Origin of the sequence: Kribbella sp. NBC_00359 (assembly GCF_036097425.1) — a bacterium.
Taxonomy (GTDB): Bacteria; Actinomycetota; Actinomycetes; order Propionibacteriales; family Kribbellaceae; genus Kribbella.
This window is the reverse complement of the sequence record NZ_CP107975.1, coordinates 3,979,309-3,991,144: the sequence shown is the minus strand read 5'-3', so window position 1 is coordinate 3,991,144 and position 11,836 is coordinate 3,979,309. Positions and strand designations below refer to the sequence as shown.

12 protein-coding genes are annotated in these 11,836 nt (G+C 69.5%); 8 read left to right on the top strand and 4 right to left on the bottom strand.

Annotated features, from left to right (window positions below):
* Positions 1–25 precede the first annotated feature (25 nt).
* The 4 genes from OG876_RS19595 to OG876_RS19580 all read left to right on the top strand — a co-directional run bounded on the left by OG876_RS19595 (position 26) and on the right by OG876_RS19580 (position 3,635).
* Entirely contained in the window at positions 26–643 is a 618-nt protein-coding gene (locus tag OG876_RS19595) for an SIMPL domain-containing protein (RefSeq protein WP_328526319.1), read from the top strand.
* A gap of 134 nt (positions 644–777) precedes the next feature.
* Positions 778–1,536: a hypothetical protein gene (locus tag OG876_RS19590; protein ID WP_328526318.1), complete on the top strand. Its 759-nt coding sequence runs from the start codon at positions 778–780 to the stop codon at positions 1,534–1,536.
* Positions 1,537–1,603: 67 nt separating this feature from the next.
* Complete coding sequence (locus OG876_RS19585; protein WP_328526934.1) at positions 1,604–2,839, top strand: Nramp family divalent metal transporter; 1,236 nt, start codon at positions 1,604–1,606, stop codon at positions 2,837–2,839.
* Between the two features lie 19 nt (positions 2,840–2,858).
* The gene (locus tag OG876_RS19580) at positions 2,859–3,635 is read left to right on the top strand and encodes a metallophosphoesterase (protein ID WP_328526317.1); all 777 of its coding nucleotides are present in this window, start codon (positions 2,859–2,861) and stop codon (positions 3,633–3,635) included.
* 45 nt (positions 3,636–3,680) lie between these two features.
* Here OG876_RS19580 and dmpI read toward each other — a convergent pair whose 3' ends face one another.
* Positions 3,681–3,863 (bottom strand): 4-oxalocrotonate tautomerase DmpI, encoded by a 183-nt coding sequence (dmpI, locus tag OG876_RS19575; RefSeq protein ID WP_328526316.1) that lies wholly within the window; start codon positions 3,861–3,863, stop codon positions 3,681–3,683.
* An 85-nt stretch (positions 3,864–3,948) separates the two neighbouring features.
* The gene (locus tag OG876_RS19570) at positions 3,949–4,821 is read right to left on the bottom strand and encodes a LysR family transcriptional regulator (protein WP_328526315.1); all 873 of its coding nucleotides are present in this window, start codon (positions 4,819–4,821) and stop codon (positions 3,949–3,951) included.
* A 90-nt stretch (positions 4,822–4,911) separates the two neighbouring features.
* Here OG876_RS19570 and OG876_RS19565 point away from each other — a divergent pair, with 90 nt between their 5' ends.
* A complete protein-coding gene (locus OG876_RS19565; protein ID WP_328526314.1) occupies positions 4,912–5,289 on the top strand; it encodes a DUF427 domain-containing protein in 378 nt (125 codons plus the stop codon).
* Here the strand turns inward: OG876_RS19565 and OG876_RS19560 are convergent.
* A complete protein-coding gene (locus OG876_RS19560; RefSeq protein ID WP_328526313.1) occupies positions 5,286–6,050 on the bottom strand; it encodes an alpha/beta fold hydrolase in 765 nt (254 codons plus the stop codon). The two genes, OG876_RS19565 and OG876_RS19560, sit on opposite strands and share 4 nt — an antisense overlap.
* Positions 6,051–6,052: 2 nt before the next feature.
* A complete protein-coding gene (locus OG876_RS19555; protein WP_328526312.1) occupies positions 6,053–6,829 on the bottom strand; it encodes an alpha/beta fold hydrolase in 777 nt (258 codons plus the stop codon).
* Between the two features lie 106 nt (positions 6,830–6,935).
* Between OG876_RS19555 and OG876_RS19550 the strand changes: the two genes are divergently transcribed.
* From OG876_RS19550 to OG876_RS19540, 3 genes are all read left to right on the top strand, one after another.
* Entirely contained in the window at positions 6,936–7,718 is a 783-nt protein-coding gene (locus OG876_RS19550; RefSeq protein ID WP_328526311.1) for a GNAT family N-acetyltransferase, read from the top strand.
* A gap of 126 nt (positions 7,719–7,844) precedes the next feature.
* On the top strand, positions 7,845–10,130 hold the full coding sequence (locus OG876_RS19545) for a helicase-associated domain-containing protein (RefSeq protein ID WP_328526310.1): 2,286 nt from the start codon (positions 7,845–7,847) through the stop codon (positions 10,128–10,130).
* Between the two features lie 46 nt (positions 10,131–10,176).
* Entirely contained in the window at positions 10,177–11,817 is a 1,641-nt protein-coding gene (locus OG876_RS19540; RefSeq protein WP_328526309.1) for a DNA repair helicase XPB, read from the top strand.
* The last annotated feature ends 19 nt before the right edge of the window (positions 11,818–11,836 follow it).

Genomic DNA, 11,836 nt, shown 5'->3' with positions numbered 1-11,836 from the left:
CGGGGGAAGTGTCAGACTGGCCGCTATGGAGACTGGGGTGCGGGTTGTCGGGTCGGGACAGGTCAATGCGGCGCCGGACGTGCTGCGGGTGTCGTTCAGCGTTGAGCATGTCGCACCGGACGTCGCGGCGGCGGTCGCGCGGGTCGGCGAACGCACGGACGCGGTTATCGCCGCGCTGCGGGAACAGGGCGTCGACCCATCGGCGATCGGGACCACGACGGTGAACATCTACCAGGAGTACCGCGAGCCGGACACTTCGCCGGGTTACCGCGGGTCGCACATGTTGACCGTGACGACGAAGGACCTGACGAGCTTCGGCCGGCTGCTCAATGCGGCTGTGGATGCCGGAGGCAACAGCCTGGGGCTGCAGGCGCTCGAGTTCGACATCGAGGACAAGTCCGAGCTGCTGACCCGCGCCCGCGAGCTCGCCTTCCGTCAGGCGCGGACGAAAGCAGAGGAACTCGCCGGCCTGGCCGGCTACTCGCTCGGATCGGTCAGCCTGATCTCCGAGACACACGGCTTCACCCCCATCCGGGATACCGCCATGCTCGCGGCCGGCAAGGCCTTCGACTCCGCCGTCAACGTCATCCCCGGCGGCCAGGAAGTCCAGGTAACGCTCGAGGTCCACTTCGCCTGGGCCTGAGTTCCGGTCTACCGGTCGTTGCCCGAAAGTTACTCGCCGCGGGCGCGAACGGCCGGTACCCTCCTGCCTAGGTGCGCCGGGAAGTCTGGTCGGCAGATCGTTGCACTTTGCCTGATTCCTGGGGAGGACCCGTTATGCGAACCTTCGTTTCTGCTGCCATCACCGCCGGTCTCGCTTTGAGCCTGGTCGCCTGCGACGGCTCCAAAGGTGACACCGGCGCGGCTCCGGGCACCACCCAGTCGTCGACTCCGACACCGACTCCGGTCCCCACCACGAGCGCCACGCCGAGTGTCGCGCCCACGACACCGGCCGCTCCGGCGCCGCGGACGAAGGCGTCGCTGACCAAGGCCCTGCTGGCTCTGGAGGATCTGCAGCCCGGGTTCGCGATCGATCCCGACGCCGAGGGCGACGACGGCACGAAACTGACCTCGACGAACGCGAAGTGCGCCAAGCTGGTCAAGCTGTTCAACGCCGAGACCTCGCCCGGAGCGAAGGTCGTCGTGACCCGCGGGTTCTCCGGCGGCCAGGACGGTCCGTTCGTGCAGGAGACGCTCGAAGCGATGCCGTCGGCCAAGGCGACCGCCGCCCACCTCGCCACGATCAAGGCGGCGGTGAAGTCCTGCACCAAGGCCAAGCTGACGATCTCCGGCGCCGGGACCTCGACGGTCTCGATCACCGAGGTCGCCGCGCCGAAGGCCGGCTCCGCTCCGGTCGCGGTCCGGTTCGCCGCGGACAGCGGGCCGCTGGAGGGTCTCGAGGTGACGTTCGCGTTCGCCGGTCTCCAGGACGTCCTGCTGAGCATGAACTTCGACTTCGCGGACATCGAACTCCCCGCACTCGCGGCGTCGAAGAAGGCGAACACGGTGCTCGGCACCACTACCGGCGGTGCCTGAGCTGTTACGCCTGTCTCAATAGCGGAACAGGGGTTGCGTTGTCGGTGGTGTCATGGAGACTGCTTCCATGTACGCACCGGCGCCTCTTCGACGGCAGCTCAACCGGTCCGGGCTCTTGCTGCTCGGGCCGGCGTTCGTCGCGGCCGTGGCGTATGTGGACCCGGGGAACTTCGCGACCAACATCGCGGCGGGAGCGACGTACGGGTATCTGCTCTGCTGGGTGGTCGTCGGGGCGAACCTGATGGCCGTCCTGGTGCAGTATCTGGCCGCCAAGGCGAGTATCGCGACCGGGCGAACGCTTCCCCAGCTGTGCCGTGACCACTTCAAGCGGTCCACGTCGACCGGGTTGTGGGCGCAAGCCGAGCTGGTGGCGGTCGCGACCGACCTGGCCGAGGTGGTCGGTGGAGCGATCGCGCTGAACCTGTTGTTCGGGATCCCGCTGCTGCTCGGCGGCGTGATCACCGGTGCCGTGTCGTTCGCGCTGCTGATCTATCAGTCGAAGCGCGGGCAGCGACCGTTCGAGGCCGCGATCATCGGGTTACTGGCGGTCGTCCTGGTCGGCTTCGTGGTGTCGACGGTGAAGTCGGATCCGTCCGCGAGCGGTGTGATCGGCGGTCTGGTGCCGCGACTCGACGGGACCGAGTCGCTCGTGCTGGCGGCCGGCATGCTCGGCGCCACCGTGATGCCGCACGCGATCTGGTTGCACGGCGCCCTCGTCACCGACCGGCACTGGAAGAGCATCCGCTCGGACAGCGGCAAATCCCGCGTACTGCGCGCCACTCGGGTGGATGTGGCCGTCGCGATGGCGTTGGCCGGCGCGGTCAACCTGGCGATGGTGGTGGTCGCGGCGGCCGCGCTGGGCGGCACCGGCGCCGACTCGCTCGACGCAGCCCACGCCGCGATCGGCATCCGGCTCGGTCAGCTTCCGGCCCTCTTGTTCGCGCTCGCCCTGTTGGCCAGCGGATTCGCGTCCTCCTCGGTCGGGACGTACGCCGGTTCCGTCATCCTGGAGGGGTTCTGGCACCGGCACATCCCGCTGGCCGTTCGCCGCCTGGTGACCTTGGTGCCGGCCCTGGTGGTTCTTGCGATCGGCATCGACCCGAGCCGGGCGCTGGTGGTCTCCCAGGTGGTGCTGAGCTTCGGCATCCCCTGCGTCCTGTGGCCGCTGGTCCGATTGACCGCGTCCCGGCGCGTCATGGGCAGCCTTGTCAACCGCCGGGCGACTACTCTCGCCGCATGCCTGGTAGCCACCGCCGTCACGGCGCTCAACGTCGTACTGATCGTTCTGACCGTGCGGGGATGACATGACCCGGGTGTACGCCGTGAGCGACGTCCACGGCCACCCGGAGAAACTCAAGGCCTCACTGCACGAGGCCGGACTGACCGATGCCGAGGGCAACTGGTCGGGCCAGGACGCCCGGCTGTGGTTCCTCGGCGACTTCTTCGACCGCGGCCCCGACGGGATCGGCGTACTGCGTTATGTCCGCGAGCTGATCGACCAGGCGCCGCACGACGCGATCCGGATGCTGCTCGGCAACCACGAGATCCTCGCGCTCGGGATGTGGAAGTTCGGCGACACCTTCGTCCCGCACGACGGCCTCAGCGCGCGCAGCTTCGAGCGATCCTGGGCGCTGAACGGCGGCCAGGACCGCGACCAGGAGCTGCTCACCGACGACGAGGTCGCCTGGCTGCTCGACCAGCCGATGCTCGGGCTGGACGCCGGACACCTGCTGATGCACTCCGACACCGCGGAGTACGTCGAGTGGGGCGACACCATCGATCGGATCAACGCGGCGGCCCGGACCGAGCTGCACTCCGACGACATCGAGGTGTGGTGGGAGATCTGGCGCCGGATGACGGCGCGGTACGCGTTCCGCGGCGCGAGCGGTCCGGAGGTGGCGCGCATCCTGCTGCACCACCTCGGCGGCGCCCGGATCGTGCACGGCCACAGCATCGTCGCCGACCAGCTCGGCATCGACCCGGAGTTCCTGACCGGCCCGCACCTGTACGCCGACGGCCTGGCACTGGGTATCGACGGCGGCGTGTTCGACGGCGGCCCCTGCCTGGTCGTCGAGCTCGAAGACCCCGCCGCGGACTGACGCGACTGCCGCCGTCGCGGCGGGGGTGTCTTCCTCCTCGACTGACTACTTGTCGGCGGTGAGGGTGCCGCCGACGGCCCAGCTCTCCGGCGGGGTCTCCTGGATCCAGACCTGCACGCTCTGAGCCGGTACGCCGAGGCTGTCGACGAACGCGTCGGTGATCCGCTGGACCAGCTCGCGCTTGAGCTCCGGGGTCCGTGGGCCTTGCAGAACGGTGACGACGGGCATCGGATGTTCCTTTCTCGTGGGGCTGTTGAGCCCATTCCAGTCGCCGCCGCGCCCACGAACGAGACGCAGCTTCGATGCGCAGCCATCACTCGAATCGATCGGACGCCTTCCGGCACGCCTCCAGCAGTACGGCGAGTTCGCCGCCGACCGTGGTCCCGGCCGGGACGGCGAGGCTCGTGGTCAGGGCGAGCCGTGGCTGCGGCCGGCGGAAGACCACGCGTCCCTCGCGAAGGAGCTGCGCGTGCGACTCGTAGATCACCGTCCAGCTGGGCGTCCCCGCGCCGATCGCGGCGTGGGTGTCCTGCAGGCTGTTCGACTGCGGCCCGAGCACAGGCTCGAACCCTTCGGCGGCACAGGCGGTCATCACCAGGTCGACGAGCGGCGGGTTGTTCCGGCGCGAGGTGATCCGGAGCGGCAACGCACTCAGCTCCTTCAACGCGATATCGCCAACCGGCGCGACCGAGGCCGGCAGGGCGATCAGCAGGGCGTCCTCCCAAACCGGGACGAACTCCAGACCGGCCGTCTCGTTCGGTCCTCGGACGAACGCGGCGTCGAGTTGGCCGCCCCTGACCCGGTCCAGCCGGGCGCGGGTCGACGTACTGACCAGCTCGACCTGCACACCCTTCGCGGCGAGCTCGGCGACCACCGTCTCCAGCCGCTCGCCCAGTCCGGTGCTGGTGCCGAGGCGCACCGCGTGACCTGACCGGCCGGTGGCGGCCGCGCGCGCCTGGTCGACCGAGACGAGTACCGCGCGAGCGGCCGGCAGGAAGCGCTGGCCGGCCTCGGTCAGCCGGATCGCGCGGGCTGAGCGGTCGAACAGCTGCACACCCAGCTCACGCTCCAGGCGCGCGACCTGCTGACTCACGCCCGGCTGTCCCATCCCGAGCTGCTCCGCGGCCCGCCCGAAGTTGAGTACCTCGGCGACTGTTACGAAGTACTGGATCTGCCGCAGTTCCATCCCACGATGATCGCGGATCTGCGGGAATGCCGCCGGGCCGCCGCCGGTTGGTGAAAGGTTGAACGACACCTCGACAGAGAGCTGACGGCAATGGCGGACAAGACCGTGAAGATTCCTGGCCCGGACCACCCGATCACGGTCGGGAAGAATCCGGACCGCGTGGTGGTGAAGGTCGGCGACCAGGTGATCGCGGACACCCGGGACGCACTGTCGCTGCAGGAGGCGAGCTACGCCGCCGTGCAGTACATCCCGCGCAAGGACGTCGATCTCACGCTGCTCGCGCGCACCGACCACGAGAGCTACTGCCCGTACAAGGGCGACGCGTCGTACTACAGCGTCCTCCCCGCCGGGGCGGACGGGGTGAACGCGGTGTGGACCTACGAGCAGCCGTACGACGCGGTCGCGGACATCCGCGAGCACGTCGCGTTCTACCCGAACAAGGTCTCGATCGAGATCATCGCCGACTAGAGGAACTCGCTCAGCACCGGGGCGAGGAGCTCCGGTGGTACGACGTGATCCTGGTCGGCGAGTTCGGCGTACCGGGCCGTGGGCAGCATCGCCACGATCCGGTGCGCCGCGTCGACCATGAACGGCGGTGACGCGGTCCCGGCGACCACCAGCGTCGGCTGCGTGATCTTGGCGAGCAGCTCGACCGGGGTCCGCCCGCCGGGTGCGCCGTGATCCATGACGGCGAAGTCGTAGGCCAGCGTCGGGGCGAGGTCGGCCACGCCGGGAGCAGCCGCGGTCTCGATCGCCACCTGCTTCGGCATGCCCGCCATCATCAGGAACAACTCGACCGCCTCCTGCCGGCGGTCCTCGCGCAGCAACTCGAGCACCTGCCCGCCGTCCTCCTCCGAGTCGACGTCGTCCGGTCCGTACGGCGGCTCGTGCAGCACCACCTTCGTGAACGGCAGACCGGTGCTCGCCGCGATCGCCGCCAGCCCGGCGCCGGACGAGTGTCCGTAGATCGCCGCGCGACTACCGACGGCCGTGAGCAGCGCCGCGATGTCGTCCACCTCGCGTTCCACGGCGTACGCCGTACTGTCGCCGGAGTCACCGCGCCCGCGTCTGTCGTAGGTCACTACGTCGAAGTCGCGCGACAGTTCGGTCGCCAGGGGCTTGAGTGCGTTGCGGTCGCAGAGCGCGCCGCCGACCAGGATCACCTGAGGTCCACGGCCGAGCCGCTCGTAGGCGATCGTCGTACCGTCCGCCGAGGTCACCTTCTCCATGGTCAGTCCTTTCGTGAGCTCAGGAAGTCGTGCAGCACGGGAGCGAGGATCTCCGGCGGTACGGCGTGATGCTGGTCGGCGAGTTCGGCGTACCGGGCGGCTGGCAGGATCGTCGCGATCCGCCTGGCCGTGTCGACCATGAACGGCGGTGACGCGCTCCCGGCGACGACGAGGGCCGGCTGGGTGACCTTGGCGAGCACGTCGACCGGCACGCGGCTGCCGACGGTCAGGCCCATCACGGTGTAGTCGTAGGCCAGGGTTGGCGCGCACTCGGCCAGGCCGGGCGTGGCGGCGTACTCCCGGGCCATCGGTTCCGGCATGCCCGTCATTGTCAGGTGGCGCTCGACCGCCTCGCGGCGGTGTCCAGCGGCGAGCAATTCGAGCACCGCGTCCGCGTCGCCCGTCGGCTCGGCGTCGTCCGGTCCGTACGGCGGCTCGTGCAACACGACCTTCGTGAACGGCAGACCGGTGCTAGCCGCGATCGCGACCAGCCCGGCGCCGGAAGAGTGTCCATAGACGGCCGCTGTACCGCCCATGGCTGTGAGGAGCGCTCCGAGGTCGTCCACCTCGCGCTGCACGCCGTACGTCGGGCTGTCGGCAGAGTCACCGCGGCCGCGGCGGTCGTAGGTCACCACGTCGAAGTGGCGGCCCAGTCCCGTCGCGAGAGGCAGGAGGGATCTTCGGTCGCACAGTGCGCCGCCGACCAGGATCAGCCGAGGCCCGGTCCCCAGCCGCTCGTAGGCGATCGTCGTACCGTCCGCCGAGGTCACTTTCTCCATCGCGATCCTCCAGGTTCGTGGTTGCACGTTGGGACGTCGGAGCCGATGGACGAACTTCGACATATTCGCTGGCGTGGACCCCGTCGGGGTGATTCACTGCGTCGCGATGATCAGCAGAGTCGACGACTACCTTCATGCGGTCCCGCTGTCCGGCTCGGTGGCCGAGCAGGTCGGGCCGTTCACGCTGTTCCGCAGTACGACGATCTGGCCGTACTACGCACGCCCGGTGCCGGGCTCGGGAACCACTATCGAGCCGGCCGATGTCGAGCTGGTCCGGGCCCGTTGTGCGGAGCTGGGCATCCCGCTGAGCTTCGAGTGGGTCGTCGAGACCTGCCCTTCACTGGGTCCGGCGGCGGCCGCGGCCGGGCTGACCGTGCTCGAGCACCCGCTCCTCGTGCTCGAGCGCGACGACTTCCGCCCGGTGACGGTGGACGCACGCTGCGAGATCCTGCCCGCCGAGGACGCCGTACTGCGGCAGGCCCGGGCGGTCGCGGGACTCGCCTTCAGCGACCCCGGTACGGCGGTGGGCGCGGCCGGACCGGTGGAGCGCGACGCCCACGCGGCGGAGGTGACGGATGACATGATCGCGGGCCTGCGGGACCGGGCGCTCAGGGGCGTGACCGTGAACGCGGGTGCCTTCACCGACGAAGGCATGGTCGCCAGCGGGGCGCACCAGCCGGTCGGGCCTACCACCGAGATCGTCGGCGTCGGGACTCTGCCGTCCATGCGCCGCCGCGGCCTGGCCGCGGCCCTCACCGCCGTGCTGGTCGAGCACGCCTTCGCGAACGGGGTCGATCTCGTCCTGCTGTCGGCGGAGTCCGACGCGGTCGCCGCCGTCTACGAACGCGTCGGCTTCCGCCGGATCGGCAGCGCCGGCGCAGCCGAGTGAGGCCCACGACGGGCTGGACGGCGTCGGCGAGGTTGGAGAGCACCTTGGCGGAGACGATGGCCGGATCCTGGGTGATCTCGGGGAACGGTTAGTGGTGTGTGGGGATGGGGCCGTACCGTTGGAGGGATGAGCACATCCGAGCGGAACCGCCCACGTACCCTCGCCGAGGCGCTGCGTGGGTGGGACGACGCCGCGCTCGGCCAACTGCTCCAGAAGCGCCCCGATCTGGCGATGCCGATCCCCGCGGACACCGGTCAGCTGGCGGCCCGGGCGACCACCAACGCGTCGGCGGCGCGGGCGATCAACCGGCTAGACGAGTTCGGGGTGGATCTGCTCGAGTCTTTGTCGGCCCTGCCTGAGCCGGTGGAGCTGGCCGCGTTGGCGGCCGGTGTGGATCAGCCTGTCGAGGTGGTCCGGCCTCGGGTGGCCGAGCTGCTGGAGCTGGCGCTCGTGTGGGGCACCGAGGACGATCTGCGGCCGATCCGCGCGGTCCACGAACTGCTCGGGCCGACACCGGCTGGGCTCGGTCCTGTCACGACCAGGCATTTCGGCGACCTGGACAAGTTGATCGAAGAGGCCGGCCCGGACGCGCGTGCGGTGCTCGACAAGCTGACGTGGGGTCCGCCGACCGGTTCTGTGGAGAAGGCCGAGCGGCCGGTGACGATTGCCTCGGCGCGTACGCCGGTCGAGCGGTTGCTCGCGCGCGGCCTCGTCGTACCCAAGGACGCGAACACGGTGGTGTTGCCGCGGCAGATCGGTCTGCATCTGCGGGGCGGGCGAGTGCTCGCGTCGACGCGGCCGACGCCGCCGCCGTTGGACGGGAAGAAGGTGTCCGCGGCGATCGCCGACCGGGCCGCGGCTGGGGCAGCGCTTGACCTGGTTCGGCTGGTTGATCGTGCTCTGGAGCAGCTTGGGTCCGAGCCGCCGCCAGTCCTGCGTACGGGTGGAATTGGCGTGCGTGACCTCCGCAGTCTGGCCGGCAAGATCGGCGCGGAGGAGCAGACGACCGCAGCCGTGCTGGAGATCGCGTACGCCGGTGGGCTGCTAGCGGCCGTGGAAGTCGGCAGTACTGAGATGTGGTTGCCTACCAGCGTTTACGACGACTGGCTGGAGCTTGACCTGGCGCATCGGTGGGGTCAGCTGGTGTTTGCGTGGTTCGGTGGGCTCAGGGCGATCGGACTGATCGGCAGACGCGACAGTGGTGGTGCTACGGCCGCTGCACGTGAGCGGCTGATCAATGCGCTCGCCCCGGATCTGGAGCGGTTGCTGGCGCCGGAGGTCCGGGTGCTGACGTTGCAGGCGTTGGCCGAGGCTGGTCTGGGTACGGCGCCGTCCACGGAGTCTGTGGTGACTTGGGTGGCGTGGCATCGGCCGCGGCGTGGCGGGCAGTTCCGCGACGATCTGGTCGAGTGGAGCGTCACTGAGGCCGCACTACTCGGGCTGACTGGTCTGGGCGCGTTGGCGGAGCATGCGCGACCCCTGCTGCAGCCGGAGCCGACGGTGGACGATCTGGCCGAGGCGATCAACCCGCTGGTGCCAGAGCCGGTGTCCGAGGTGCTGTTGCAGGCTGACCTGACTGCTGTTGCGCCCGGTCCCCTGGTGCGTGTTGTGCAGGAAGAGCTGTCGGCGATGGCCGATGTCGAGTCGCACGGTGGCGCGGCGGTCTATCGCTTCAGTGAAGGCTCAGTACGGCGTGCCTTCGACCTCGGGCGGACCGCTGACCAGTTGCACAAGTGGTTGGCCGAGCACTCTCGGACTCCGGTCCCCCAGCCGCTGACTTACCTGATCGATGACGTCGCACGGCGGCACGGCGTACTCCGGATCGGTACGGCGTCGACGTACCTGCGCTGTGATGACGAGACTGTGCTGACTCAACTGGTGAGCTCGAACCTTCCGGGTATCCGTTTCCGCCGGCTGGCGCCGACTGTGGTCGTGTCGCCGTCGCCGCCGGACATGGTGCTGAGCCGATTGCGTGAGGCGGGTCTAGCGCCGCTGGCGGAGACGTTCGACGGCGTGGTCCATGTGACCGGTGGCACGGCGCGACGCGGTGAGGCGCCACGGCGTCGTACCAGCCGGGACTTCGTGGACAACCCGGTCGACCTCACCGACGACCAGGTGAAGGCCGTGATCGAGAAGGTCCGCGCCGGGGACCGGATCGCCGCCGAGCGCCCCGCCGACGACGGCCTGCTCGACCCCACCGCCCCCGCCGAGACCATCGCGGTCCTGACCAACGCCGCCGAGTCCCACACCCGCACCTGGATCTCGTACGTCGACCACAACGGCACCGCCTCCGAACGCATCGTCGAGCCGGTCCGAGTGGCCGACGGCTGGCTCACCGCCTACGAAGACGCCACCGACCAACCCCGCACCTACGCCCTCCACCGCATCTCCACTGCCCGACCTGTCCTTTGACCGCCTGAGGCACAATGGAGGGTCGGGGCGACGATAGGGAGCGGTAGTGACAGACGGTCCACTGATTGTGCAGTCGGACAAGACGCTTTTGCTGGAGACTGCGCATGCGGAGGCGAACGAGTGCCGGAAGGCTATTGCGCCGTTTGCTGAGTTGGAGCGGGCGCCGGAGCATGTGCACACCTATCGGCTGACGCCGCTGGGGTTGTGGAACGCTCGGGCGGCGGGGCATGACGCCGAGCAGGTGATCGACGTTCTGCTGCGCTACAGCCGCTACCCGGTGCCGCACTCACTGCTCGTCGACATCGCGGAGACGCTGGACCGGTACGGGCGACTGCGGCTCGAGAAGCACCCGCAGCACGGTCTGGTGCTGGTGACGACCGACCGGCCGGTGCTCGAGGAGGTGCTGCGGAGCGCCAAGGTGAAGCCGATGCTGGGGGCGCGGATCGACGACGACACCGTGCTGGTGCACCCGTCGGAGCGTGGTCACCTCAAGCAGACGCTGCTGAAGCTCGGCTGGCCCGCGGAGGACCTCGCCGGGTACGTGGACGGCGAGACGCACGCCATCGAGCTCGTCCGGGACGGCTGGGACATGCGCCCGTACCAGCAGCAGGCGGTGGACTCGTTCTGGCACGGCGGCTCCGGCGTCGTCGTACTGCCCTGTGGGGCGGGCAAGACGATCGTCGGCGCGGCCGCGATGGCGCAGGCGTCGGCGACCACGCTGATCCTGGTGACGAACACGGTGTCCGCGCGGCAGTGGAAGGACGAGCTGCTCAAGCGCACCAGCCTGACCGAGGAGGAGATCGGCGAGTACTCCGGTGCCCGCAAGGAGATCCGGCCGGTGACGATCGCGACGTACCAGGTGATGACCACGCGCCGGAAGGGCGTCTACTCCCACCTGGAGCTGTTCGACGCGCGGGACTGGGGCCTGATCGTGTACGACGAGGTGCACCTGCTGCCGGCGCCGATCTTCCGGATGACCGCCGACCTGCAGACCCGGCGCCGGATCGGCCTGACCGCGACGCTGGTCCGGGAGGACGGCCGCGAGGGTGACGTGTTCTCGCTGATCGGCCCGAAGCGGTACGACGCGCCGTGGAAGGACATCGAGGCACAGGGCTGGATCGCTCCGGCCGACTGCATCGAGGTGCGGGTCGACCTGGAGCAGAGCGAGCGGTTCGTGTACGCGACCGCGGAGCCCGAAGACCGCTACCGGCTGGCCGCGTCGACCCCGGCGAAGTCCCGGCTGGTACGGCAGATCGCCGAGCATCACGCGGACGAGCCGCTGCTCGTGATCGGTCAGTACATCGACCAGCTGGACGAGCTCGGCGAACGACTCGAGTGCCCGGTGATCAAGGGCGAGACCACGGTGAAGGAACGGCAGCGTCTGTTCCAGGCGTTCCGCACCGGCGAGATCAAGCGTCTGGTGGTGTCGAAGGTCGCCAACTTCTCCATCGACCTGCCGGAGGCGTCTGTGGCCATCCAGGTCTCCGGCACCTTCGGCTCCCGCCAGGAAGAGGCCCAGCGCCTCGGCCGCGTCCTCCGCCCCAAGGGCGACGGCCGCACCGCACGCTTCTACTCGATCGTCGCCCGCGACACCGTAGACGCCGAGTTCGCCGCCCACCGCCAACGCTTCCTAGCCGAACAGGGCTACGCCTACACGATCGTCGATGCCGAGAACCTCTTCGCCTGAGCACGATGTGCAGCTCGAC

Coding starts and splice junctions, on each gene's coding strand:
- OG876_RS19595 (WP_328526319.1), top strand. CDS start 26: ATGGAGACTGGGGTGCGGGTTGTCGGGTCGGGACAGGTCAATGCGGCG.
- OG876_RS19590 (WP_328526318.1), top strand. CDS start 778: ATGCGAACCTTCGTTTCTGCTGCCATCACCGCCGGTCTCGCTTTGAGC.
- OG876_RS19585 (WP_328526934.1), top strand. CDS start 1,604: ATGTACGCACCGGCGCCTCTTCGACGGCAGCTCAACCGGTCCGGGCTC.
- dmpI (WP_328526316.1), bottom strand. CDS start 3,863: ATGCCCGTCGTCACCGTTCTGCAAGGCCCACGGACCCCGGAGCTCAAG.
- OG876_RS19570 (WP_328526315.1), bottom strand. CDS start 4,821: ATGGAACTGCGGCAGATCCAGTACTTCGTAACAGTCGCCGAGGTACTC.
- OG876_RS19565 (WP_328526314.1), top strand. CDS start 4,912: ATGGCGGACAAGACCGTGAAGATTCCTGGCCCGGACCACCCGATCACG.
- OG876_RS19560 (WP_328526313.1), bottom strand. CDS start 6,050: ATGGAGAAGGTGACCTCGGCGGACGGTACGACGATCGCCTACGAGCGG.
- OG876_RS19555 (WP_328526312.1), bottom strand. CDS start 6,829: ATGGAGAAAGTGACCTCGGCGGACGGTACGACGATCGCCTACGAGCGG.
- OG876_RS19550 (WP_328526311.1), top strand. CDS start 6,936: ATGATCAGCAGAGTCGACGACTACCTTCATGCGGTCCCGCTGTCCGGC.
- OG876_RS19545 (WP_328526310.1), top strand. CDS start 7,845: ATGAGCACATCCGAGCGGAACCGCCCACGTACCCTCGCCGAGGCGCTG.